General features: G+C 55.3%; 26 protein-coding genes. 15 read left to right on the top strand and 11 right to left on the bottom strand.

Features of this window, described 5'->3' with window-relative positions; all coding sequences use genetic code 11:
• Window positions 1–35: 35 nt before the first annotated feature.
• Window positions 36–638, bottom strand: a complete 603-nt coding sequence (locus tag OGY07_RS19930; protein ID WP_042285985.1) for a peroxiredoxin — start codon at window positions 636–638, stop codon at window positions 36–38.
• A 126-nt stretch (window positions 639–764) separates the two neighbouring features.
• Window positions 765–1,346: an ACP phosphodiesterase gene (gene acpH, locus OGY07_RS19925; RefSeq protein ID WP_042285982.1), complete on the bottom strand. Its 582-nt coding sequence runs from the start codon at window positions 1,344–1,346 to the stop codon at window positions 765–767.
• Between the two features lie 92 nt (window positions 1,347–1,438).
• Between acpH and queA the strand changes: the two genes are divergently transcribed.
• The 7 genes from queA (at window position 1,439) to OGY07_RS19890 (ending at window position 8,171) form a co-directional block, all read left to right on the top strand.
• Window positions 1,439–2,509 (top strand): tRNA preQ1(34) S-adenosylmethionine ribosyltransferase-isomerase QueA, encoded by a 1,071-nt coding sequence (gene queA / locus OGY07_RS19920; protein WP_042285980.1) that lies wholly within the window; start codon window positions 1,439–1,441, stop codon window positions 2,507–2,509.
• A gap of 52 nt (window positions 2,510–2,561) precedes the next feature.
• The gene (gene tgt, locus OGY07_RS19915; RefSeq protein WP_286602681.1) at window positions 2,562–3,689 is read left to right on the top strand and encodes a tRNA guanosine(34) transglycosylase Tgt; all 1,128 of its coding nucleotides are present in this window, start codon (window positions 2,562–2,564) and stop codon (window positions 3,687–3,689) included.
• A 22-nt stretch (window positions 3,690–3,711) separates the two neighbouring features.
• On the top strand, window positions 3,712–4,044 hold the full coding sequence (yajC, locus tag OGY07_RS19910; protein ID WP_012904809.1) for a preprotein translocase subunit YajC: 333 nt from the start codon (window positions 3,712–3,714) through the stop codon (window positions 4,042–4,044).
• 26 nt (window positions 4,045–4,070) lie between these two features.
• The gene (gene secD, locus OGY07_RS19905; RefSeq protein WP_286602678.1) at window positions 4,071–5,918 is read left to right on the top strand and encodes a protein translocase subunit SecD; all 1,848 of its coding nucleotides are present in this window, start codon (window positions 4,071–4,073) and stop codon (window positions 5,916–5,918) included.
• Window positions 5,919–5,928: 10 nt separating this feature from the next.
• Window positions 5,929–6,900, top strand: a complete 972-nt coding sequence (gene secF, locus OGY07_RS19900; protein ID WP_042285973.1) for a protein translocase subunit SecF — start codon at window positions 5,929–5,931, stop codon at window positions 6,898–6,900.
• 152 nt (window positions 6,901–7,052) lie between these two features.
• Window positions 7,053–7,424, top strand: coding sequence for a VOC family protein (locus tag OGY07_RS19895; protein WP_181821876.1), 372 nt, complete (start codon window positions 7,053–7,055; stop codon window positions 7,422–7,424).
• Between the two features lie 15 nt (window positions 7,425–7,439).
• Window positions 7,440–8,171, top strand: coding sequence for a helix-turn-helix transcriptional regulator (locus OGY07_RS19890; RefSeq protein WP_042285971.1), 732 nt, complete (start codon window positions 7,440–7,442; stop codon window positions 8,169–8,171).
• Window positions 8,172–8,196: 25 nt separating this feature from the next.
• Here OGY07_RS19890 and OGY07_RS19885 read toward each other — a convergent pair whose 3' ends face one another.
• Together OGY07_RS19885 and OGY07_RS19880 are read right to left on the bottom strand one after the other, a co-directional pair.
• Window positions 8,197–9,051, bottom strand: a complete 855-nt coding sequence (locus OGY07_RS19885) for a nucleoside-specific channel-forming protein Tsx (protein WP_042285970.1) — start codon at window positions 9,049–9,051, stop codon at window positions 8,197–8,199.
• A 299-nt stretch (window positions 9,052–9,350) separates the two neighbouring features.
• The gene (locus OGY07_RS19880; protein ID WP_199956512.1) at window positions 9,351–9,890 is read right to left on the bottom strand and encodes a SadB/YajI family lipoprotein; all 540 of its coding nucleotides are present in this window, start codon (window positions 9,888–9,890) and stop codon (window positions 9,351–9,353) included.
• A 152-nt stretch (window positions 9,891–10,042) separates the two neighbouring features.
• Here OGY07_RS19880 and nrdR point away from each other — a divergent pair, with 152 nt between their 5' ends.
• The 6 genes from nrdR to pgpA all read left to right on the top strand — a co-directional run bounded on the left by nrdR (window position 10,043) and on the right by pgpA (window position 14,146).
• Complete coding sequence (nrdR, locus tag OGY07_RS19875; RefSeq protein ID WP_012904816.1) at window positions 10,043–10,492, top strand: transcriptional regulator NrdR; 450 nt, start codon at window positions 10,043–10,045, stop codon at window positions 10,490–10,492.
• 3 nt (window positions 10,493–10,495) lie between these two features.
• Window positions 10,496–11,599 (top strand): bifunctional diaminohydroxyphosphoribosylaminopyrimidine deaminase/5-amino-6-(5-phosphoribosylamino)uracil reductase RibD, encoded by a 1,104-nt coding sequence (gene ribD / locus OGY07_RS19870; RefSeq protein ID WP_205612865.1) that lies wholly within the window; start codon window positions 10,496–10,498, stop codon window positions 11,597–11,599.
• 89 nt (window positions 11,600–11,688) lie between these two features.
• Window positions 11,689–12,159, top strand: coding sequence for a 6,7-dimethyl-8-ribityllumazine synthase (gene ribH, locus OGY07_RS19865; RefSeq protein ID WP_042285964.1), 471 nt, complete (start codon window positions 11,689–11,691; stop codon window positions 12,157–12,159).
• Between the two features lie 19 nt (window positions 12,160–12,178).
• Window positions 12,179–12,598 carry a transcription antitermination factor NusB gene (gene nusB, locus OGY07_RS19860; protein WP_042285962.1) on the top strand — a complete coding sequence of 140 codons (420 nt, stop codon included), beginning with the start codon at window positions 12,179–12,181 and terminating at the stop codon, window positions 12,596–12,598.
• Between the two features lie 77 nt (window positions 12,599–12,675).
• Window positions 12,676–13,653, top strand: coding sequence for a thiamine-phosphate kinase (gene thiL, locus OGY07_RS19855; protein WP_286602673.1), 978 nt, complete (start codon window positions 12,676–12,678; stop codon window positions 13,651–13,653).
• Complete coding sequence (gene pgpA / locus OGY07_RS19850) at window positions 13,631–14,146, top strand: phosphatidylglycerophosphatase A (RefSeq protein ID WP_042285958.1); 516 nt, start codon at window positions 13,631–13,633, stop codon at window positions 14,144–14,146. The genes thiL and pgpA overlap by 23 nt, the downstream gene beginning before the upstream one ends.
• Before the next feature lie 56 nt (window positions 14,147–14,202).
• Here the strand turns inward: pgpA and OGY07_RS19845 are convergent, their stop codons facing one another.
• Genes OGY07_RS19845 through xseB form a run of 4 tightly spaced genes read right to left on the bottom strand, consistent with a single transcriptional unit; the run spans window position 14,203 to window position 18,262 of the window.
• Complete coding sequence (locus tag OGY07_RS19845) at window positions 14,203–15,177, bottom strand: aldo/keto reductase (RefSeq protein WP_060569061.1); 975 nt, start codon at window positions 15,175–15,177, stop codon at window positions 14,203–14,205.
• A gap of 56 nt (window positions 15,178–15,233) precedes the next feature.
• Entirely contained in the window at window positions 15,234–17,096 is a 1,863-nt protein-coding gene (gene dxs, locus OGY07_RS19840) for a 1-deoxy-D-xylulose-5-phosphate synthase (protein WP_042285953.1), read from the bottom strand.
• Between the two features lie 23 nt (window positions 17,097–17,119).
• The gene (gene ispA / locus OGY07_RS19835) at window positions 17,120–18,019 is read right to left on the bottom strand and encodes a (2E,6E)-farnesyl diphosphate synthase (RefSeq protein WP_042285951.1); all 900 of its coding nucleotides are present in this window, start codon (window positions 18,017–18,019) and stop codon (window positions 17,120–17,122) included.
• Window positions 18,020–18,262 carry an exodeoxyribonuclease VII small subunit gene (gene xseB, locus OGY07_RS19830; RefSeq protein WP_042285949.1) on the bottom strand — a complete coding sequence of 81 codons (243 nt, stop codon included), beginning with the start codon at window positions 18,260–18,262 and terminating at the stop codon, window positions 18,020–18,022.
• 208 nt (window positions 18,263–18,470) lie between these two features.
• Here xseB and thiI point away from each other — a divergent pair, with 208 nt between their 5' ends.
• The gene (gene thiI, locus OGY07_RS19825; RefSeq protein ID WP_060569060.1) at window positions 18,471–19,919 is read left to right on the top strand and encodes a tRNA uracil 4-sulfurtransferase ThiI; all 1,449 of its coding nucleotides are present in this window, start codon (window positions 18,471–18,473) and stop codon (window positions 19,917–19,919) included.
• Between the two features lie 93 nt (window positions 19,920–20,012).
• Here the strand turns inward: thiI and yajL are convergent, their stop codons facing one another.
• Together yajL and panE are read right to left on the bottom strand one after the other, a co-directional pair.
• Window positions 20,013–20,603: a protein deglycase YajL gene (yajL, locus tag OGY07_RS19820; protein WP_181821871.1), complete on the bottom strand. Its 591-nt coding sequence runs from the start codon at window positions 20,601–20,603 to the stop codon at window positions 20,013–20,015.
• The gene (gene panE, locus OGY07_RS19815; RefSeq protein WP_042285943.1) at window positions 20,566–21,477 is read right to left on the bottom strand and encodes a 2-dehydropantoate 2-reductase; all 912 of its coding nucleotides are present in this window, start codon (window positions 21,475–21,477) and stop codon (window positions 20,566–20,568) included. The genes yajL and panE overlap by 38 nt, the downstream gene beginning before the upstream one ends.
• Before the next feature lie 124 nt (window positions 21,478–21,601).
• Here panE and OGY07_RS19810 point away from each other — a divergent pair, with 124 nt between their 5' ends.
• Window positions 21,602–22,093 carry a YajQ family cyclic di-GMP-binding protein gene (locus OGY07_RS19810; RefSeq protein WP_042285941.1) on the top strand — a complete coding sequence of 164 codons (492 nt, stop codon included), beginning with the start codon at window positions 21,602–21,604 and terminating at the stop codon, window positions 22,091–22,093.
• 46 nt (window positions 22,094–22,139) lie between these two features.
• Here OGY07_RS19810 and OGY07_RS19805 read toward each other — a convergent pair whose 3' ends face one another.
• Window positions 22,140–23,504, bottom strand: coding sequence for an MFS transporter (locus OGY07_RS19805; protein ID WP_042285938.1), 1,365 nt, complete (start codon window positions 23,502–23,504; stop codon window positions 22,140–22,142).
• Window positions 23,505–23,663: the final 159 nt, after the last annotated feature.

The following is a 23,663-nucleotide window of genomic DNA, read 5'->3' as shown; positions in this document are numbered from 1 at the left end:
TCGCTATGCGAGCCTTTTTACGTGATTCGTGCCGGTTACAGGCTGGAAACGTTTTCGGTCAGGTATTTCGCCACGCCGTCCGGAGACGCGTTCATACCTTCTTTACCTTTTTCCCACTGTGCCGGGCAGACTTCGCCGTGTTCTTCGTGGAACTGCAGCGCGTCAACCATACGCAGCATTTCGTCGATGTTACGGCCCAGCGGCAGGTCGTTAACCACCTGGTGGCGAACAATGCCGTTTGCGTCGATCAGGAAGGAACCCCGCAGCGCAACGCCCGCTTCCGGGTGCTCGATGCCGTAGGCTTTCTGAATTTCACGCTTAACGTCAGCAACCATTGCGTATTTCACCGCACCGATGCCGCCTTTGTCGACAGGGGTGTTACGCCATGCGTTGTGGACGAATTCGGAGTCAAAGGAAACGCCAACCACTTCAACGCCGCGCTTCTGGAATTCTTCATAACGTTTGTCGAACGCGATCAGTTCGGACGGGCAAACGAAGGTGAAATCCATTGGCCAGAAGAACAGAACGGTCGCTTTACCGTTGGTGTGCTGTTTGAAATTGAAGTTTTCAACGATTTCACCGCTACCGAGTACCGCAGCTGCTGTAAAATCCGGAGCCGGACGAGTCACCAGTACCATATTATTCTCCTGCAAAGTTAAGGGTTTTTGGAACGCAACGCGGGCCAGTATAGAGAGTGTTCGCGAATAAGACAAAGAGGTGGCGACAATCGTTCAGCAAGCTTTTGCCTATCATTGATCATGCTGTCAGAGCTGCTTATTTCTCGCCTGCGCCATCATGCGCGGGTAGAACTGCCAGAAACGTGTTTCCAGTGCGTCGTAATGTTCGTCCAGGTCGTACCAGGAGTCGCGCAGCGCATCCAGACGCGGGCGACGGCTGGCCATGCCGTTGAGTACGTTCTGAATGAAATTCATCTCGCGATAACGCTCCAGCCAGCGTTCCGACCACAGGTAATTATTGAGATTAACGAAACGCGGCGGCGAGTCTGGCAGAATGATCGACACCTGCTGATGGGCATAGCGCACAAACTCCGGCAACGGCATCTCCGGCGAAAGCCGTTCCCAGTGGCGCGACAAAAAGTGATCCCACATCACGTCAAGGGTAATCGGCGCAACACGGCGCGTTTCGGGACGGAACCAGGCTTTGGCTTCCGTTACTTCCGGCAGGTTATCGGTAAGCACGTCGATACGGCGGTGCATAAAAATCCCGTCGACAACCTCTGACGAGTAGATATCGGCAGGGTTGCCGCGCACGAAATCGGCCAGCAAATTGCCGGAAAGGGAGCTGTCCGCGAGGTGCGCGAGATGCAGGTGAGCGAGAAAATTCATGCGTTTTATTTGTCCGGTGGCGGCTAGTTGTTGCAGCAAAAGGGTGTGAGCACTAGACTATGCCGCCTGTTTTTAAGTCACGAGTATACGTCATGCGCGTCGCCGATTTCTCCTTTGAACTACCTGAATCCCTGATTGCTCACTATCCCATGCCTGAGCGCAGCAGCTGTCGCTTGCTGTCACTGGACGGGCCAACGGGCGCGCTGACGCACGGTACTTTCACCGATCTGCTCGACAAGCTCAACCCTGGCGATCTGCTGGTCTTTAACAATACCCGCGTGATCCCGGCGCGCCTGTTTGGCCGTAAAGCCAGCGGCGGCAAGATTGAAGTGCTGGTCGAACGTATGCTTGATGATAAACGTATTCTGGCACATATTCGCGCATCCAAAGCGCCGAAGCCGGGCGCAGAACTGCTGCTGGGCGATGACGAGAGCATTAAAGCAACCATGACCGCGCGCCACGATGCGCTGTTTGAAGTGGCGTTCCATGACGAACGCTCGGTGCTTGATATCCTCAACGCCATTGGCCATATGCCGCTGCCGCCGTATATTGAGCGCCCGGACGAAGAGGCCGACCGCGAGCTGTACCAGACGGTTTACAGCGAAAAGCCTGGCGCGGTCGCGGCGCCAACCGCCGGTTTGCACTTTGACGAACCGCTGCTGGAAAAACTGCGCGCCAAAGGTATTGAGATGGCGTTTGTCACGCTGCATGTCGGCGCGGGGACGTTCCAGCCGGTACGCGTGGACACTATCGAAGATCACATCATGCACTCTGAGTATGCCGAAGTGCCGCAAGAGGTGGTTGATGCGGTGCTGGCGGCGAAAGCGCGCGGCAACCGTGTGGTGGCGGTCGGCACCACCTCGGTGCGTTCTCTTGAAAGCGCGGCGCAGGCGGCGAAAAACGACATCATCGAACCGTTTTTTGGCGATACGCAGATCTTCATCTATCCCGGCTATCAGTACAAAGTCATTGATGCGCTGGTGACCAATTTCCATCTGCCGGAATCTACGCTTATCATGCTGGTCTCCGCGTTTGCCGGTTATCAGCATACAATGAACGCCTACAAGGCTGCGGTAGAACAAAAATATCGCTTTTTTAGCTACGGGGACGCGATGTTTATCACGTACAATCCGCAGGCTTTGAATGAGCGTGTCGGGGACTAAGGCCGCGGCACTGTAATCACCATCAGACTGTCTCTCTGATGCAGGAGAAATAATGAAGTTCGAACTTGATACCACCGACGGTCGTGCGCGTCGCGGTCGCCTGGTGTTTGATCGTGGCGTAGTGGAAACGCCTGCTTTTATGCCTGTGGGCACCTACGGCACCGTAAAAGGGATGACGCCGGAAGAGGTGGAAGCCACCGGCGCGCAAATTATCCTCGGCAATACTTTCCATCTCTGGCTGCGTCCGGGCCAGGAGATCATGAAACTCCACGGCGATCTGCATGACTTCATGCAGTGGAAAGGCCCGATCCTCACCGACTCCGGGGGATTCCAGGTGTTCAGCCTGGGCGACATTCGGAAGATCACCGAGCAGGGTGTCCATTTCCGTAACCCGATCAACGGCGATCCGATTTTCCTCGATCCGGAAAAATCGATGGAGATTCAGTACGATCTCGGTTCCGATATTGTGATGATCTTTGACGAATGCACGCCGTATCCGGCGGACTGGGACTATGCTAAACGTTCGATGGAGATGTCATTGCGTTGGGCGAAGCGTAGCCGCAACCGTTTCGATAGCCTCGGCAACAAAAATGCGCTTTTTGGCATCATTCAGGGCAGTGTTTACGAAGATTTACGCGATATCTCCGTGAAAGGTCTGGTAGAGATTGGCTTTGATGGCTACGCTGTCGGCGGCTTGGCTGTGGGTGAACCGAAAGAGGACATGCACCGCATTCTGGAGCACGTCTGCCCACAAATTCCGGCAGATAAACCGCGTTACCTGATGGGTGTCGGTAAACCGGAAGATCTGGTTGAAGGCGTACGTCGCGGTATTGACATGTTTGACTGCGTGATGCCAACCCGCAACGCCCGTAATGGTCACCTGTTCGTGACCGACGGCGTGGTGAAAATTCGTAACGCGAAGCATAAAAGCGACACCAGCCCACTCGACGCTGAGTGTGATTGCTATACCTGTCGCAATTATTCACGCGCCTACTTGCATCATCTCGATCGTTGCAACGAAATATTGGGCGCGCGACTCAATACCATTCATAACCTGCGTTACTACCAGCGTTTGATGGCGGGTTTACGCAAGGCTATTGAAGAAGGTAAATTAGAGAGCTTCGTGACCGATTTTTACCAACGTCAGGGTCGACCTGTTCCACCTTTAAACGTTGATTAATTTTAATAATGAGGGAATTTGAATGAGCTTTTTTATTTCTGATGCGGTAGCGGCAACAGGTGCTCCGGCGCAGGGCAGCCCGATGTCTCTGATTCTGATGCTGGTTGTGTTTGGCCTGATCTTCTATTTCATGATCCTGCGCCCACAACAGAAGCGCACCAAAGAGCACAAAAAGCTGATGGATTCTATCGCGAAAGGTGATGAAGTCCTGACGAATGGCGGCCTGGTGGGTCGTGTGACCAAAGTAGCAGAAACTGGCTACATCGCTATCGCGCTGAATGACACCACGGAAGTGGTTATCAAACGTGACTTCGTAGCTGCCGTTCTGCCGAAAGGCACCATGAAGGCGCTGTAATAGTAACTTTCCCGAAGGGAACTGCCGTGTTAAACCGTTATCCTTTGTGGAAGTATGTCATGCTGATCGTCGTCATTGTCGTCGGTCTGCTGTATGCGCTTCCCAACCTGTATGGTGAGGATCCGGCCGTTCAAATCACTGGCGCGCGCGGTGTCGCCGCCAGTGAGCAAACGCTGATCCAGGTCCAGAATACGTTACAAAAAGAAAAAATTACCGCGAAGTCTGTGGCACTGGAAGAGGGCGCTATTCTTGCGCGCTTCGACACCACCGACACTCAACTGCGCGCACGTGAAGCGCTGGTGGGCGTGCTGGGTGATAAATACGTCGTGGCGCTTAACCTTGCTCCGGCTACCCCGCGCTGGCTGGCTGCCATCAAAGCAGAACCGATGAAACTCGGTCTTGACCTGCGTGGCGGCGTTCACTTCCTGATGGAAGTGGATATGGACACCGCGCTGGGTAAATTGCAGGAACAAAATATCGATAGCCTGCGCAGCGATCTGCGTGAAAAAGGCATCCCGTATACTACCGTTCGTAAAGAAGACAACTACGGTCTGAGCATCAATTTCCGTGATGCCAGCACGCGTGACGACGCGATTGCGTATCTCAGCAAACGCCACCCGGATCTGGTGATCTCCAGCCAGGGAAGCAACGCGCTGCGTGCGGTAATGACCGATGCGCGCTTAAGCGAAGCGCGTGAATACGCGGTTCAGCAGAACATCAATATTCTGCGTAACCGTGTGAATCAGTTGGGCGTCGCCGAGCCGGTGGTGCAACGCCAGGGCGCTGACCGCATTGTGGTTGAACTGCCTGGCATTCAGGACACGGCGCGCGCGAAAGAGATCCTTGGCGCGACCGCGACGCTGGAATTCCGTCTGGTTAACACCAACGTAGACCAGGCTGCGGCAGCGTCCGGACGCGTACCGGGCGACTCCGAAGTGAAGCAGATGCGTGAAGGCCAGCCGGTTGTGCTGTACAAACGCGTCATCCTGACCGGTGACCATATCACCGACTCTACGTCCAGCCAGGACGAGTATAACCAGCCGCAGGTGAACATTTCGCTCGATAGCGCAGGCGGCAACATCATGTCTAACTTCACAAAGGACAATATCGGCAAGCCGATGGCGACCCTGTTTGTGGAGTATAAGGACAGCGGTAAGAAAGACGCCAACGGTCGTGCCGTGCTGGTGAAACAGGAAGAGGTGATTAACATCGCCAACATCCAGTCTCGTCTCGGTAACAGCTTCCGTATTACCGGCATCAACAACCCGAACGAAGCGCGTCAGCTCTCTCTGCTGCTGCGTGCCGGCGCGCTGATTGCGCCGATTCAGATTGTTGAAGAACGGACCATCGGTCCAACCCTGGGTATGCAGAACATTAAGCAGGGTCTGGAAGCGTGTCTGGCGGGGCTGGCGGTCTCCATCCTGTTCATGATCTTGTTCTATAAGAAGTTTGGTCTGATTGCGACCAGCGCGCTGATCGCAAACCTGGTGCTGATTGTCGGCGTGATGTCGCTGCTGCCGGGGGCCACGCTGAGTATGCCTGGGATTGCGGGGATCGTCTTAACCCTTGCCGTTGCCGTCGATGCGAACGTGCTTATCAACGAACGTATCAAAGAAGAGTTGAGCAACGGGCGTTCGGTGCAGCAGGCGATTAACGAAGGTTATGCGGGGGCGTTCAGCTCTATTTTCGATGCGAACATCACCACGCTGATCAAAGTTATCATTCTGTACGCGGTCGGCACCGGGGCGATTAAAGGGTTCGCGATTACGACCGGTATCGGTGTAGCGACGTCAATGTTTACCGCAATTGTCGGTACACGTGCCATCGTAAACCTGCTGTATGGCGGCAAGCGCGTCAAAAAGCTGTCAATCTGAGGAGTGCGAAGTGGCACAGGAATATACTGTTGAACAATTGAACCATGGCCGTAAAGTCTGGGACTTTATGCGCTGGGACTACTGGGCTTTCGGCATCTCAGGCGCTCTGCTGATTGCGGCCATTGTGATTATGGGCGTACGCGGCTTTAACTGGGGGCTCGATTTTACCGGTGGTACGGTTATCGAAATCACCCTGGAAAAACCTGCGGAGATGGATGTGATGCGCGATGCGCTGGAAAAAGCGGGCTTTGTTGATCCGCTTTTACAGAACTTCGGCAGCAGTCACGACATCATGGTTCGTATGCCGCCGACCGAAGGGGCGAACGGCGGCCAGGTGCTGGGCAGCAAAGTGTTGAGTGTGATTAACGAGTCCACCAACCAGAACGCGGCGGTGAAGCGAATTGAATTCGTCGGACCGAGCGTGGGTGCTGACCTTGCGCAAACCGGCGCGATGGCGCTGTTAGCCGCGCTGATTTCTATCCTCGTTTACGTCGGTTTCCGCTTCGAGTGGCGACTGGCGGCCGGGGTGGTGATCGCGCTGGCGCATGACGTGATCATCACGCTTGGGATCCTGTCGCTGTTCCATATTGAGATCGACCTGACAATCGTGGCGTCGCTGATGTCCGTTATCGGTTATTCGCTTAACGACAGCATCGTGGTATCCGACCGTATCCGTGAGAACTTCCGCAAGATTCGTCGCGGTACGCCGTACGAAATCTTTAACGTGTCGTTGACCCAGACGCTGCACCGTACGTTGATCACCTCCGGTACCACGTTGATGGTGATTCTGATGCTGTTCCTGTTCGGCGGCCCGGTGCTGGAAGGCTTCTCGCTGACCATGCTGATCGGTGTCTCTATCGGTACCGCGTCTTCCATCTACGTTGCGTCGGCGCTGGCGCTGAAGCTGGGTATGAAGCGCGAGCACATGCTGCAGCAGAAAGTCGAAAAAGAAGGGGCGGATCAGCCGTCAATTCTGCCGTAATCTGGTGTTCAGCTCCCTGATGAAATCCCGGTCGTAAGATCGGGATTTTTCTTTTTCCTTTCTGGCTTGTTCCGCAATCATTACTGACAGTATGCTGTCAGGAGCCCTGTTTTATTCTTCTTCTGAACTCAACCACACAGGCAGGAGGAAGGATGAAAAGTAAAAGCATCATTAACTGGTTTGAAATTCCCGTCACCGATATGGCGCGCGCTATCGCGTTTTATGAGCCGGTGCTGGGGCTGTCGCTGCGCCGCGAAAAAATGGACTGTGCCGATCTGGCGGTCTTTCCCTATGACGATCCGGCTACCGGCGGCGCGTTGGCGAAAATTGACGGCGTCTTGCCTTCGCCGCAGGGCGCAATCGTTTATCTGCACACCGACGATCTTGCGGCAACGCTGGATCGCGTCGCCAGCGCCGGTGGTGAATGCGTGTTCGGCCCGATCGATTTGGGCAAAGAGATTGGCACCGTGGCGCTGTTTACCGACAGCGAAGGTAACCGTGTCGGATTACATCAACCCGCTTAACGTAAGAGAGTCACTATGACGCGTCGCGCCGACCGTTTGTTTCAGATTGTGCAGATCCTGCGCGGCAGGCGACTGACGACGGCGGCGCTACTTGCCGAGCGGCTGGAGGTGTCAGAACGGACGATCTACCGTGATATCCGCGACCTGTCACTGTCCGGAGTACCGGTGGAAGGAGAGGCGGGCAGCGGGTATCGCCTGATGGCGGGATTTGATTTGCCGCCGCTGATGTTGACTCACCGGGAATCCGAAGCGCTGATTGCGGCCATTCGTCTGTTGACGACCTGGGGCGGAGATTCCCTGTCGCGCGAACTGGCGTCAGCACAAGAGAAAGTGCTGGCGATCCTGCCGGAAGAAAGCCGCCGTAAAGCCGAGCAGGCGCGGATATTCGCCCCGGACTTTGGGACACAGCCGCATTCTCGCAGCGCATTCGACCTTATTCATCGCGCCATTTCCGGCCAACAGGTGCTGGCGCTGCATTATCGCGACGAGGCCGGACAGCTCTCCTGGCGGGAGGTGCAGCCGCTGGGGATGTATTTCTGGGGCGAATACTGGCTTTTGGTCGCCTGGTGCGAACGGCGGGATGATTATCGCTGCTTTCGGCTCGACAGATGTTTGCAGATCACGATGACGGAACGGCGCTTTTGCGAGAGTGCAGAGCGCTCGTTGGCGGATTTTTTGCGCAAGGTAAGCGATAAAAAGCCCGCTTGCGGAACAGCGGGCGACGCGCGGAGGCCGGGTCAGGCATAAGTTGCCTCCCGGCTATTTGCGCTACTTAGAAGTTGTAACCTACCACCAGGTACCAGCCGAAGCCGTTAGATTTGATCGGTTCTGCCTGCCATACCGGCTCATCGCCATCTTTCCACTGACCACCGTTATGGAAGTAACGGGCGACCACCGAGTAGTGCCAGTGATCGTAGTTCAGCGCCAGAATGTGGCTGGACGCGATAGAGTTGCTGGTGCGGTACTGATCGTCGCCCAGATCAGAGCCCCAGTCGAAGTTGGTGAAGCCAATGTAGCTCAGGTTACCGCCCCACAGATCGGTAATCGGCACAAAGTATTTCACTTTGAAACGGTAGCCATCCCATTCGTTTTCATTGGACGCACCGTAGTTCTGCCACTGATATTTCGCATAGACGTTCAGGGACAGGCTCATCGGCAACCCTGTGTCGATGTCGGTACCGAGACCCATATACCAGGTGCTCTGGCGGCCTTCGCTGTTACGACCCATATCGTAGATATAGTTATTCGCGAAATACCACTCTTTGAACGGACCAAAGCTCAGGTCGCTGTTGGTCAGCTTATCGATCGAGAAGCGTGGTTCGATTTCCATAAACAGCGGAGAACCGTGGTTCCAGATCCCGCGGGAGTTGCTGTCGCCGCCGAAGAAGCGAGGCGCATCGACGTAGCCATAGAAATCAAACCAGTCTTTTTTGGCGAAAGCTTCGTATTCCAGATAGGTGTCATTGCGCAGTGTCGGTCCGAAGCGGGTATGGTAGGAACCCACAACGTTGACGCTCTGGTGCCACCAGTCGGAAAGATACTGCGGTTTGTCGTTGTCGGCGGCGTTCACGGTGAAAGACGTAGAAAGCGCGAGCACTGCACCGGCTGCAAGTAATGTTTTTTTCATATTTATGCCACTGATTGAAAATCCCTAACGGGAGTGAAAAAGGCGCGAATTAGGTTTCTAAATATTTCGTGTTTCTGCGGAGCCTATTATAAAAATCATTGCTCACAAAAATCTGTCATGTTTCACATTTCTATCATTCACGTAATCGATTGCGTTCACGTTTGCGTGTTTTAGCGCGGCGATTGTACTGACTTTGGTGAATGTTGCAAAGGATTAGCAAAAATTTCGGTGATGTCAGTAGAGTCACAAAAAGGGCGGGTGAGATGTTGCGGAACGCACAAAACGTTCCGCAGAGGCGTTTAGCGCGTCACAGGCTGGATATCATGAATACGGATAAAGCCTAACTGCTCGGGCGTAACACCGTTAAGTTGAAGCGGAATGTCCACATCGGCTGGCGCCAGAAGGGTGGCAGGGGCGTTAATCAACATATTCTGCACATTGACTTCCTGATAATTGTCAGTTGTTCCCTGAATTTGCCCATATTCAACGGTGCCGCTGAAAGCCGGTAACGGATCGTTGGACTCACCCTGAATCCGTAGCGTCACGCGTGTGCCGTCAGCATTCGGCGCGATATTTTTTAGCGACATGCGCAGCGTGCCAATCTGGCTGTTCAGACGCGCCGGCGTATTTGAGCCCGGCAACAGGTACACGCCGCGGGTGGATTTCACGTTCAGGCTGTTCTGCTGCGTAATTTTTACCGTTTCCTGATTAAGCTGATTCATCTCTTTATTTAACGTACTGATGCTTTGATGCATCTGACGAACCTCGCTTTGCTGGGCGCAGGCGGTAAGGCTAAACAGGCTTCCCGCCAGGAGAATTCTTAGGTAACGTTTTGTCATATCGCGGTTTTCCTGGAATATTGCACTGACCTAATGGTAGTGCGTAAACGGCGCAAAGACACCGATCCTTTGTCTCAAAAGCGTTGCGCCTTTGTTGTCACGTCAGTTCAGGGTAAAATAGATTTCTGTTAACCACCTGGTCAGGACGCCGTATGCATTGCCCATTTTGTTTCGCCGTAGACACGAAAGTAATTGACTCTCGTCTTGTGGGCGAGGGATCGTCAGTACGCCGCCGTCGGCAGTGTCTGGTTTGTAACGAACGCTTCACCACTTTCGAAGTCGCGGAACTTGTGATGCCACGGGTTGTGAAAAGCAACGACGTGCGCGAACCTTTTAATGAAGAAAAACTACGTAGCGGCATGTTACGTGCGCTGGAAAAGCGTCCGGTCAGTTCAGATGACGTCGAAATGGCGCTGAACCACATCAAGTCGCAGCTGCGCGCCACCGGTGAGCGTGAAGTGCCGAGTAAAATGATCGGCAATCTGGTGATGGAACAACTGAAGAAACTCGACAAAGTCGCCTATATACGTTTTGCCTCCGTCTACCGTAGCTTCGAAGATATCAAAGAATTCGGCGAAGAGATCGCTCGCCTACAGGACTAAGCCATGCAGGATGAGATATACATGGCGCGCGCGCTGAAGCTTGCTGCGCGCGGGCGGTTCACCACTCACCCCAATCCCAACGTCGGTTGCGTGATTGTGAAAGAGGGCGAAATTGTCGGCGAGGGTTACCATCACCGCGCCGGGGAACCCCACGCCGAAGTCCATGCGCTGCGGATGGCCGGCGAAAAAGCCAAAGGCGCGACGGCTTACGTTACCCTTGAACCCTGTAGCCACCATGGCCGCACCCCGCCGTGCTGCGATGCGCTGATTGCTGCCGGAGTATCGCGCGTGGTCGCGGCGATGCAGGATCCGAATCCACAGGTGGCCGGTCGTGGGCTGTACCGTCTGCAGCAGGCAGGGATCGACGTCAGCCACGGTCTGATGATGCGCGAAGTGGAAGCGTTAAATAAAGGCTTTCTCAAGCGAATGCGCACCGGTTTTCCGTATGTTCAGCTTAAGCTCGGCGCCTCGCTGGACGGGCGTACGGCGATGGCGAGCGGTGAAAGCAAGTGGATCACCTCGCCGCAGGCGCGACGCGACGTTCAGCGTCTGCGTGCGCAAAGCCACGCCATCCTGACCAGTAGCGCAACGGTACTGGCGGACGATCCGCAACTGACCGTACGCTGGACTGAACTGGACGACGCGACGCAGGCGGTATACCCGCAGGACACGCTGCGCCAACCGGTGCGGATTGTGATCGATAGTCAGAATCGCGTGACGCCGGAACACCGCATTGTTCAGCAGCCGGGAGAAACCTGGTTTGCGCGTACCAAAGATGATTCCCGCCAGTGGCCGGAAACGGTGCGTACGCTTCTGGTGCCGGAACACAATGGCCATCTTGATCTGGTGGTGCTGATGATGTTGTTAGGCAAACAGCAGATCAACAGCCTCTGGGTGGAGGCGGGGCCGACCCTTGCGGGCGCGCTGCTGCAGGCTGGCGTGGTGGACGAGCTAATCGTTTATGTTGCGCCTACACTGTTAGGCAATGACGCCCGCGGATTATGCGTCCTGCCAGGGCTTGAACAACTTAGCCAGGCGCCGAAGTTTACATTCAATGAGATACGTCGTGTAGGTCCGGACGTTTGCCTGCATTTGATTCCCGCGTAATGGCTGCCTGAATTTAGGAAGCAGCGCGACGATATTTATGATAAAATCCGCCCCCCTGCGGGGGCTTATACCGAACCCGAAGGAAGAATATGAACATTATTGAAGCTAACGTTGCTACTCCGGACGCTCGCGTCGCCATCACCATTGCGCGTTTCAACAACTTTATCAATGACAGCCTGCTGGACGGTGCGGTTGACGCACTGAAACGCATTGGCCAGGTTAAAGATGAAAATATTACCGTCGTTTGGGTTCCAGGCGCATACGAGCTGCCGCTGGCGGCTGGCGCATTGGCGAAAACCGGTAAATATGACGCGGTGATTGCGCTTGGCACCGTGATCCGTGGTGGCACCGCGCACTTTGAATATGTTGCTGGTGGGGCAAGCAATGGCCTGGCGCATGTCGCTCAGGACAGCGAAATTCCTGTCGCCTTTGGCGTACTGACCACCGAAAGCATTGAACAAGCGATTGAACGTGCTGGCACCAAAGCCGGTAACAAAGGCGCGGAAGCTGCACTGACCGCGCTTGAAATGATTAATGTATTGAAAGCCATCAAGGCCTGATTTTTGTAAGGGGAAATCCGTGAAACCTGCTGCTCGTCGCCGCGCTCGTGAGTGTGCCGTTCAGGCGCTCTACTCCTGGCAGTTGTCCCAGAACGACATCGCTGATGTTGAATACCAGTTCCTGGCAGAACAGGACGTAAAAGATGTTGACGTCATGTACTTCCGCGAACTGCTGTCCGGGGTGGCGACTAACAGCGCGTACCTGGACGGTTTGATGAAGCCTTACCTGTCCCGCCTGTTGGAAGAACTGGGTCAGGTGGAAAAAGCGGTCCTGCGCATTGCGCTGTTTGAGCTGTCTAAGCGTAGCGATGTGCCGTATAAAGTGGCCATCAACGAAGCGATCGAACTGGCGAAAACCTTCGGCGCAGAAGACAGCCACAAGTTCGTCAATGGCGTACTGGATAAAGCAGCGCCTGCGATTCGCCCCAACAAAAAGTAATCACCAGGCCGTCAGTGACGCGGGGACGCCTCCGCTCCGCTGGCGGCTTTTTCTTTATTTCTGCTGAGGCATAACGTATGGCATGCGGCGAGTTCTCCCTGATTGCCCGTTATTTTGACCGTGTTAGAAGCTCTCGTCTCGATGTCGAAACCGGTATTGGCGACGATTGCGCACTCCTGAATATTCCTGAAAAACAGACCCTGGCGATCAGTACCGATACGCTGGTGGCGGGTAATCACTTCCTGGCCGATATCGATCCGGCGGACCTGGCGTATAAAGCGCTGGCGGTCAATTTAAGCGATCTGGCGGCAATGGGCGCCGATCCGGCGTGGCTGACGCTGGCGATAACGCTGCCGGAGGTCGATGAACGCTGGCTGGAAATATTCAGCGACAGTCTGTTCGAACTACTCAATTATTACGATATGCAGCTGATTGGCGGCGATACCACGCGTGGGCCGCTCTCCATGACGCTGGGTATCCACGGCTACGTCCCTGTGGGCCGCGCCCTGAAACGCTCAGGGGCGAAGCCGGGCGACTGGATTTACGTTACCGGTACGCCAGGCGACAGCGCGGCAGGGCTGGCGATTTTACAGCACCGTTTACAGGTTGCGGATGAGGTTGACCGGGAATATCTGCTAAAACGCCACCTGCGACCGACGCCGCGTATTCTTCAAGGGCAGGCGCTGCGCGACAAGGCGAGCGCGGCGATCGATCTGTCGGATGGGCTGATTTCCGATCTTGGGCATATCGTCAAAGCCAGCGCCTGCGGCGCGCGCATAGACATTGAAACGCTGCCTTTCTCCGACGCGGTCAAACGTCATGTCGAAAGCGAACAGGCGCTGCGCTGGGCGCTCTCCGGCGGCGAAGACTATGAATTATGCTTTACGGTACCGGAACTGAATCGCGGGGCGCTGGATGTCGCGCTCGGCCATCTCGGCGTGCCGTTTACCTGCATCGGGCAGATGAGCGCGGATGTGGAAGGGATCTGTTTTACGCGTGACGGCGAGCCTGTCACCTTCGACTGGAAAGGATATGACCATTTTGCCACGTCATAAAGATACGGCGAAAAGCCGCCTGAAACTGACTAACCCGTGGCATTTGTTGGCTACCGGTTTTGGCAGTGGTCTGAGTCCGGTGGTTCCGGGCACGATGGGGTCACTGGCGGCGATCCCGTTCTGGTATGTGATGACCTTTCTGCCCTGGCAGCTCTATTCACTGGTGGTGATGCTGGGCATCTGTATCGGGGTCTATCTCTGCCATCAGACTGCGAAAGACATGGGCGTCCATGATCACGGCAGTATTGTCTGGGATGAATTCATCGGGATGTGGATCACCCTGATGGCGCTGCCGACCCGCGACTGGCAGTGGGTGGCAGCCGGGTTCGTTATTTTCCGTATTCTTGATATGTGGAAGCCATGGCCGATCCGTTGGTTTGACCGCAACGTCCACGGTGGGATGGGGATCATGGTTGACGATATCGTTGCAGGGGTGATTTCTGCCGGTATTTTGTATTTTATCGGCCACCACTGGCCGATCGGTATGTTTTAACCGATTCCTGAAATGCGGGAGAGGCCCGATAAGCGTCGTGCTATCGGGCGCTGTCTTCACTTGAATCCCACCACCGGATGCGGTTTGTACGGTGTTTCCAGTTCGGCTATTTGCTCCGGCTTCAGCGTTAAATCCACCGCGTTCAGCAGTTCATCCAGTTGTTCTTCCCGAGATGCGCCGACAATCGGCGCGGCGACACCGGGTTTGCTGAGCAGCCACGCCAGCGCCACCTGAGCGCGCGTCGCGCCAAGCTCTTCACTAACGCCTGCCAGGCGGGCGGCGATCTGCGCATCGTTTTCGTCGCTTTCGCGGTACAGATTTTTACCCACCTCATCGGAGACGACGCGTGCGGTGGTTTCCCCCCACGGACGGGTCAGACGACCCCGCGCCAGCGGACTCCACGGGATCACCGCGATGCCCTCCTGATAGCACAGCGGCAGCATCTCGCGCTCTTCCTCACGATAGATCAGATTGTAATGGTCCTGCATACTGATGAACGGCGCCCAACCGTGCTGTTTTTGCAGAGCCAGCGCCTGGGCAAATTGCGAGGCGTGCATTGAGGATGCGCCGATGTAACGTGCTTTCCCGGCTTTCACGACATCATTCAGCGCTTCCAGCGTTTCTTCTATCGGCGTGTTGTAGTCCCAGCGGTGAATTTGCAGGATATCAACGTAGTCCATACCCAGACGCCGCAGACTGTCGTCGATAGAGCGCAGGATCTGCGCGCGGGATAAGCCTTCCGGCAGGTCGTCAACCTGATGAAAGACCTTGGTCGCCACCACCACCTCGTCACGACGGGCGAAATCGCGCAGGGCGCGACCGACAATCTCTTCGCTGCTGCCTGCGGAATAACTGTTGGCGGTGTCGAAAAAGTTGATGCCGCCCTCAAGGGCGTGTTTGATGATCGGACGACTGCTTTCTTCGGGAAGCGTCCAGGCGTGATTGCCGCGGCTCGGTTCGCCAAACGTCATACAGCCCAGACACAGGCGGGAGACCCGAAGGTCGGTTTTTCCTAAGACGTTGTATTGCATTGTTTCGCTCCTGTTATGCTGATTATGGGATAAGCATAGCAGGAGCAAATAGACGATTATGCCAGCCAGGCCTTGATTTTGGCTTCAATGCCAGCGGCATCGAGCCCCAGTTCGGCGCGCGCCTCATCCTGAGTGCCCTGCGGGATAAAGAAGTCCGGCAGGCCGATATTCAGCACTGGCACCGGCTTACGATGCGCCATCAGCACCTCGTTCACGCCGCTGCCCGCACCGCCCATAATGGCGTTTTCCTCCAGCGTCACCAACACGTCGTGCTGGGCAGCCATTTCCAGAATCAACGCGTCGTCCAGCGGCTTCACAAAACGCATATCCACCAGGGTTGCGTTAAGCGATTCCGCGGCCTTTGCCGCTTCCGGCATCAGCGTACCAAAGTTCAGGATGGCCAGTTTTTCACCGTGACGTTTCACCACGCCTTTGCCGATAGGCAGCTTCTCCAGCGGCGTCAGTTCAACGCCCAGCGCGTTGCCGCGCGGGTAGCGGACCGCGGTCGGGCCTTCGCTGTAGTGATAGCCGGTAAACAGCATCTGGCGGCATTCGTTTTCATCGCTGGGGGTCATGATAACCATATCCGGCAGGCAGCGCAGATACGAGAGATCGAACGCCCCCTGGTGGGTCTGCCCGTCGGCGCCGACAATCCCGGCGCGGTCAATGGCAAACATCACCGGCAACTTCTGGATCGCCACGTCATGAATAACCTGATCGTAGGCGCGTTGCAGGAAGGTGGAGTAAATCGCCACCACCGGCTTGTAGCCGCCAATCGCCAGACCGGCGGCAAAGGTTACCGCATGTTGTTCGGCGATCGCGACGTCAAAATAGCGATCCGGGAATTTACGCGAAAATTCGACCATGCCGGAACCTTCGCGCATGGCCGGGGTGATCGCCATGAGCTTGCTGTCTTTCGCTGCGGTTTCGCACAGCCAGTCGCCAAAGATTTTCGAATAGCTCGGCAGGCCGCCGCTGCTTTTCGGCAGGCAGCCGCTGGAGGGATCGAATTTCGGCACCGCATGGAACGTGATCGGATCTTTTTCGGCAGGCTCATAGCCACGCCCTTTTTTGGTCATGATGTGCAGAAACTGCGGACCTTTCAGATCGCGCATATTCTTGAGCGTCGTGATAAGTCCCAGTACGTCGTGACCATCCACAGGGCCGATATAGTTAAAGCCCAGCTCTTCAAACAGCGTGCCCGGCACCACCATGCCTTTGATATGTTCTTCTGTGCGCTTCAGGAGTTCTTTAATCGGCGGTACGCCAGAAAAGACCTTCTTGCCGCCTTCACGCAACGAGGAGTAGAGCTTGCCGGAAAGCAGCTGCGCCAGGTGATTATTGAGCGCGCCGACGTTTTCGGAAATCGACATTTCGTTGTCGTTGAGGATCACCAGCATGTCCGGCTTGATATCGCCCGCGTGGTTCATTGCTTCAAACGCCATACCGGCGGTGATCGCACCGTCGCCAATCACGCACACGGTGCGGCGATCTTTTCCCTCTTTTTCGGCGGCGACGGCAATGCCAATTCCTGCGCTGATAGACGTCGAAGAGTGACCGACGCTCAGGACGTCGTATTCGCTCTCGCCGCGCCATGGGAATGGGTGCAGGCCGCCTTTCTGGCGGATGGTGCCGATTTTATCGCGGCGACCCGTGAGAATTTTGTGCGGATAAGCCTGATGGCCCACGTCCCAGATAAGCTGGTCAAACGGCGTGTTATAGACATAATGCAGCGCCACGGTGAGTTCCACCGTGCCCAGCCCGGAGGCGAAGTGTCCGCTGGAACGACTGACGCTGTCGAGAAGATAGCGGCGCAGTTCGTCGCAGAGTTTCGGCAGACTCTCTTTGGGTAAAAGGCGTAACTCCTGGGTGGAGTCGACCAGTGCCAGGGTAGGGTATTTGGCTATATCAAAACTCATCGCAAGCCCATAGGATTGGTTGTTTATTTATCACGCTGGATTATGTAGTCCGCTAGCGCTTCCAGTGCCGAGGTATCGAGAGACTGAACGGCCAGCTGGTTTAATGACTGACGGGCCTCTTCGATTAAATCCCGGGCTTTATTCCGGGCTTGCTCAAGACCCAGAAGTGCAGGATAGGTACTTTTGCCAAGCTGCTGGTCGGCACCCTGGCGTTTACCCAACGTTGCAGTATCGCCCACCACATCCAGAATGTCATCCTGAACCTGGAAGGCCAGGCCGATACTTTCTGCGTATTTGTCGAGTATCGGCAGGGCGTTTCGCCCTTTTTCGCCCGCGCTTAACGCGCCCAGGCGCACTGCGGCGCGGATCAATGCGCCGGTTTTATGGCGGTGGATTTTCTCCAGCGCGTCCAGCGGCACCTGCTTACCTTCAGCGTCCAGATCGAGCGCCTGACCGCCGCACATCCCCGCAATCCCACTGGCGTTCGCCAGTTCGGAAATCATCGCGATGCGATCGCGGTCGCTCACTTCCGGCATCGGCGCGTCGCTGATGATGGAAAACGCCAGCGTTTGCAGGGCGTCGCCAGCGAGAATGGCGTTCGCTTCGCCAAATTTGACGTGGCAGGTCGGCAGGCCGCGGCGCAAATCGTCGTCATCCATCGCCGGTAAATCGTCGTGAATGAGCGAATAGGCGTGAATGCACTCAACGGCGGCGGCCGGGGCGTCCAGCGTACCCTTGCTGACGCCAAACATCTGGCCGGTGGCGTAAACCAAAAACGGGCGCAGGCGTTTACCCCCTAATAATGCGCCATACAACATGGTTTCGACCACGGGAGTGTTCTGAAAGGGCAGTGGAGCGATAAAACGGTTTAGCGCCTGATTGGCCTGCTCCACGCAAGCCTGTAGCTGCTGGGTAAAATCCATTTACGCGTTATCCGGTGTAAAAGGCGTCGTCTCTGCGTCTTCGTTGTCAGACAGCAGGATCTGCACGCGCTGTTCAGCCTGCTGCAGCTTAACCTGGCCCTGACGCGCCAGCTGCACGCCACGTTCAAATTCGTTCAGCGCCTCGTCAAGCGGCAGATCGCCACTTTCCAGACGGGTTACAATTTGCTCCAGCTCGTTCAGCGATGTTTCAAAGCTGACGGGCGCCTCGTTTTTCTTCGGCATAATGAATGTCTGACTCTCAGTAATGGCAGCACAAGACTATGGTAACGGACTCGCACTGATAAGCAAATAACGCACAATGGTAAGGGGATGTGCACAGGACGGGCCGGTTGATGGTATACTCCCGCGCCTGGATGCAGCTTCATGTTTGGGCTGCTGTACTATTCTCCAATACAAGCCTTTGATGGCTTGCTTAAGAACCATTGCCGCCATGAAGTTTATCATTAAATTGTTCCCGGAAATCACTATCAAAAGCCAATCTGTGCGTTTGCGCTTTATAAAAATTCTGACCGGGAACATTCGTAACGTTTTAAAGCACTATGATGAGACCCTCGCTGTCGTTCGCCACTGGGATAACATCGAAGTTCGCGCTAAGGATGAAAGCCAGCGCCTGATGATTCGCGAGGCGCTGACCCGCATTCCGGGTATCCACCATATCCTTGAAGTGGAAGATGTGCCGTTCACCGACCTGCACGATATCTTCGAGAAAGCGCTGGTGGAGTACCGCGACCGTCTGGAAGGCAAAACCTTCTGCGTACGTGTGAAGCGTCGCGGTAAGCATGCGTTTAGCTCCATCGAAGTGGAACGTTACGTGGGCGGCGGATTAAATCAGCATATTGAATCTGCGCGCGTGAAGCTGACCAACCCGGATGTAACGGTGCATCTTGAAGTTGAAGATGACCGTCTGCTGATCATCAAAGGTCGCTATGAAGGGATTGGCGGTTTCCCGATCGGTACCCAGGAAGACGTGCTGTCGCTGATTTCAGGCGGTTTTGACTCTGGCGTTTCCAGTTACATGTTGATGCGTCGCGGCTGCCGCGTACATTACTGCTTCTTTAATCTTGGCGGCGCGGCGCATGAAATCGGTGTTCGCCAGGTGGCGCATTACCTGTGGAACCGTTACGGCAGTTCGCACCGCGTCCGCTTTGTCGCCATTAACTTTGAGCCGGTGGTCGGTGAGATCCTCGAAAAGGTCGACGATGGCCAGATGGGCGTCGTGCTTAAGCGCATGATGGTGCGCGCAGCGTCGAAAGTGGCGGAGCGGTATGGTGTGCAGGCGCTGGTGACGGGCGAAGCGCTGGGGCAGGTTTCCAGTCAGACGCTGACCAACCTGCGTTTGATTGATAATGTCTCTGATACCCTGATTCTTCGTCCGTTGATCGCATACGACAAAGAGCACATCATCAATATCGCCCGCGAAATTGGTACCGAAGATTTCGCCCGCACGATGCCGGAATACTGCGGCGTGATCTCAAAAAGTCCGACGGTGAAAGCCATCAAGGCGAAAATTGAAGCGGAAGAAGAGAACTTCGATTTCAGCATTCTTGATAACGTGGTGGCGGAAGCCAGCAACGTCGATATCCGCGAGATCGCCCAACAGACCGAGCAGGAGGTGGTTGAAGTGGAGACCGTCAGCGGCTTCGGCCCGAACGACGCGATCCTCGATATCCGCTCCATCGATGAGCAGGACGACAAACCGCTGAAGGTGGAAGGCGTGGATGTGGTTTCCCTGCCGTTCTACAAGCTGAGCACCAAATTCGGCGATCTCGATCAGAGCAAAACCTGGCTGCTGTGGTGCGAGCGCGGCGTGATGAGCCGTCTGCAGGCGCTTTATCTGCGCGAGCAGGGCTTTGAGAACGTGAAGGTTTACCGTCCGTAATTGATTGCCCGGTGGCGCAGCGCTTACCGGGTCGATAATACAGATCACTTATTAGGCCGGGTAAGGCACAACTGCCACCCGGCTTTTACCCGCTTACTCGTAATAGTTGTAAATGCCCGCCGCCAGCACCAGTTGTGACGCCACTTCGTGGGCTTTTTCACGTCCAACCAGCAGATCAATAATTTTCAACCCAAAGTCGATGGCGGTCCCCGGCCCCTGGCTGGTTAACAGCTTCACACGTGCGTCCCATACGACGCGCTTGTCCTGCCACTGTTCGGCGGGGATGTTATCTTTCAGTGCCGGAAAGCCGGTCATATTGCCGATGGGGAAAATATCATGTGGAACCAGCACGGTCGCAGCGGCCGCGCAAATAGCGGCGACAATGCGCCCGGAGCGGTGGAACTGTTTGACTGTTTCCACCAGCAGTGGACTGTCGCGAAAGCATTCCGCACCCTTAATGCCGCCGGGTAAAACGATCGCATCATAATCGCCGTCGGCGACTTCAACCAGCGGCGCGTCTGCCAGCAGTTTAACGCCACGGGAACATACAATCGTGAGATTGCCATCGCTGGCGACGCTCGCCGTGGTGACGTTAATACCGCCACGCACTAACAGGTCGATGGTAGTGACCGCTTCGGTCTCTTCACTACCAGGGGCGAGGCAGACCAGTGCCGATGCGCTCATACTCACTCTCCTTTCGTTTCACTAATTCAAAAAGGCGGCTATTTTCCGGCACAGTGATGCCGTGCGCCCGGGCGCGTTTCAGCAGATAACCGGTGATGTAATCAATTTCGGTATGCCGCATCGCCCGGATATCCTGCAACATGGAAGATATGTTTTCTGCCGTACTCTCAATGACTTGTTCGACATAATAGCGTAAATCGTCTTCTGACGTATGATGACCTTCCCGTTCAATCACCGCGGCGACTTCCCGACAAATCAACGCGACCTCGTCGGAATGATGGCGAAGCTCGCCGTTTGGGCAGTTCCACAACGCGGTGAGCGGATTGATCACGCAATTTACCGCCAGCTTCCGCCACAGCTCCGCGCGAATCGTGTTGTGCCAGGCGACGTCAGGCAGCGCGCATTGCAATGTATCCGCAAGATAACTGTAGTCGCCATCCTGCTCCCGGGCTGGACCAATATGCGTGGTGCCGCTGGCAACGTGGATGATGACGTTGCCATCGCGACGCGCCGCGTGGGTGGTGGTGCCCATCAGCAGCGGCTGGCGGAGCGATTTCAGCTCTTCAATGGTACCCATACCGTTGTGAATCAACAGAACAGGCGTACTGACGGGTAACATGGCTGCCAACGCTTTTACGGCGTCGGAAACCTGCCAGGCTTTCAGGGTAACCAGCAGCAGATCGCTGTCGGCAAGAAACTCCGGGTCGTTCGCCGTCAGAGATTCGTTAAAAATCGAACCGTCGGTCTCGATTACATTCACACTGCAATAGGGCTGGGGAATACGCAGCCAACCCTGAACGTCATGTCCCTGTTTGCACAACGCTGTAAGCCAGAGTTGACCCAGGGCGCCGCATCCAAGCACTGTTACTTTCATTGTTCCTCCTCACCTGCAACTGCGCCAGGTGTTATGGCCTAAGTATAGCGCCATCAGCTAAGCTTCTCGTTAAGCCTCGTTGCAGGTATTATGCAACGCAACGAAAATGAAGGGAGAAGAAAAGATGCCATCTTTCGATATTGTTTCCGAGGTTGATCTGCAGGAAGCGCGTAACGGCGTAGATAACGCGGTTCGTGAAGTCGAGTCGCGTTTCGATTTTCGCGGCGTAGAGGCCAGTATTGAGCTGAACGACGCGAATAAAACCATCAAAGTGCTGAGTGAGTCCGACTTCCAGGTGAACCAGTTGCTGGACATTTTGCGTGCCAAACTGCTGAAACGCGGCATTGAAGGGGCTTCGCTGGATGTGCCGGAAGAGTTTGTGCACAGCGGCAAAACCTGGTTTGTGGAAGCGAAGCTGAAGCAGGGCATTGAAAGCGCGGTGCAGAAAAAAATCGTTAAGCTGATCAAAGACAGCAAGCTGAAGGTGCAGGCGCAGATTCAGGGTGATGAAATTCGCGTAACCGGTAAATCCCGCGACGATCTTCAGTCCGTTATGGCGCTGGTGCGTGGCGGGGATTTAGGTCAGCCGTTCCAGTTCAAAAACTTCCGCGATTAAGCGTTTATGCCGGATGGGATCGGCGATAACCCCCATCCGGCAACCATCACGCTAGCCTGATAGCCTGCTCAACCTCAAAACGGTTCGTCACTTTACTGTCGATCTTAACATACGCAGAATGCTCATTTTCCGCGATCAGCACCTCGCTCACGCCATCTGTTGCCAACAGACGCTGCTTTAATGTGTCATCGGCGGCGATATCGGACGGGATTTCTACCCGCAGGCTGCTGACATAAGGCGGTTCTTTCATTGTGCTGGCGACCGCCAGCCAGACAACGGCTAACAGCGCGCCGACGAGGAAAACGGTTTGTCCATCGAACATGCCGTCGACCCAACCGCCCAGAGAGCCGCCAATCGCCACGCCGAGGAACTGGCTGGTGGAATAGACGCCCATCGCTGTGCCTTTATAACCCGCTGGTGACTCTTTACTGATGAGCGAAGGCAGAAGGGCTTCCATCAGATTAAAGGCAAGGAAGAAAATCTGGACGCCAATAATCAGCTCCCAGAAATGATTTCCCGCGCCCCACAGCACGATCTCCGCAATCACAATCAACGCCACGCAGAGCAGGAATACCCGCTTCATTTTGCGCTTCACTTCGGCGTAAATAATAAAGGGCACCACGGAGGCAAAAGAGATCAGCATCGTGACCAGATAGACTTTCCAGTGCCCGGCGGCAGGCAACCCGGCGTCTGCGAGTTGACCGGGTAAGGCGACAAAAGTCGACATCAGCAGAATGTGCAGACACATAATGCCGAAGTTAAGTTTCAACAGCTTAGGTTCAGCCAGCACTTTCCGGAAGCTGCCTTTCACCATGCCGGACTCGCGGTTTAGCACATGGGTAGTGCTGTTTGGCACGACCCAGATTGTCAACACAATACCGGTAGTGGCGAGAACAGCGATCATCCAGAACAGGGCGTTCAGCCCCAGCGCGTGGGTGATTATCGGGCCAAGCACCATGGCGATAGCGAAGGTGATGCCAAAGCTGACGCCGATAAACGCCATCGCCTTGGTGCGGTTTTGTTCGCGGGTTAAATCGGACAGCAACGCCATCACGGCGGCGGCGATCGCTCCGGAGCCCTGAAGCGCCCGCCCTAAAATAATCCCCCAGATGGAGTGGGAGAGGGCGGCGATAATGCTGCCTAAAACAAAGATGGCCAACCCGCCGACAATGAGTGGTTTACGGCCAACACGGTCGGAAAGCAGTCCAAACGGAATTTGAAATATCGCCTGCGCGAGGCCGTAAATACCAATCGCGATACCAATCAACGCTTCACTGGCGCCCTGTAAAGCCATGCCGTATGTGGTCAGAACCGGCAGGACCATAAACATGCCAAGCATGCGCAATGAAAAAACGGTCCCTAAACCCCAGGTGGCGCGCAACTCGCCCGGCGTCATTTTATAATCGTTCATTCCCACCTCTGTCTTAATGTCGCGCCTAGTGTAAAGCGGCGAGGTAACAGGGTAAACCACTACGATATGTAGAATTGTGAAGAGACATAAAAGGGTTTGTTACTTGTGTAACTAATTTACTTTTCATAATTGCAAAAGTATTCTTTTTCCCGAATCTCA

The organism is Citrobacter sp. Cs237, from assembly GCF_030332325.1.
Classification (GTDB): Bacteria; Pseudomonadota; Gammaproteobacteria; order Enterobacterales; family Enterobacteriaceae; genus Citrobacter_A; species Citrobacter_A sedlakii.
The sequence above is the reverse complement of the archived record's forward strand: the minus strand, read 5'-3'. Positions and strand labels throughout refer to the sequence as shown.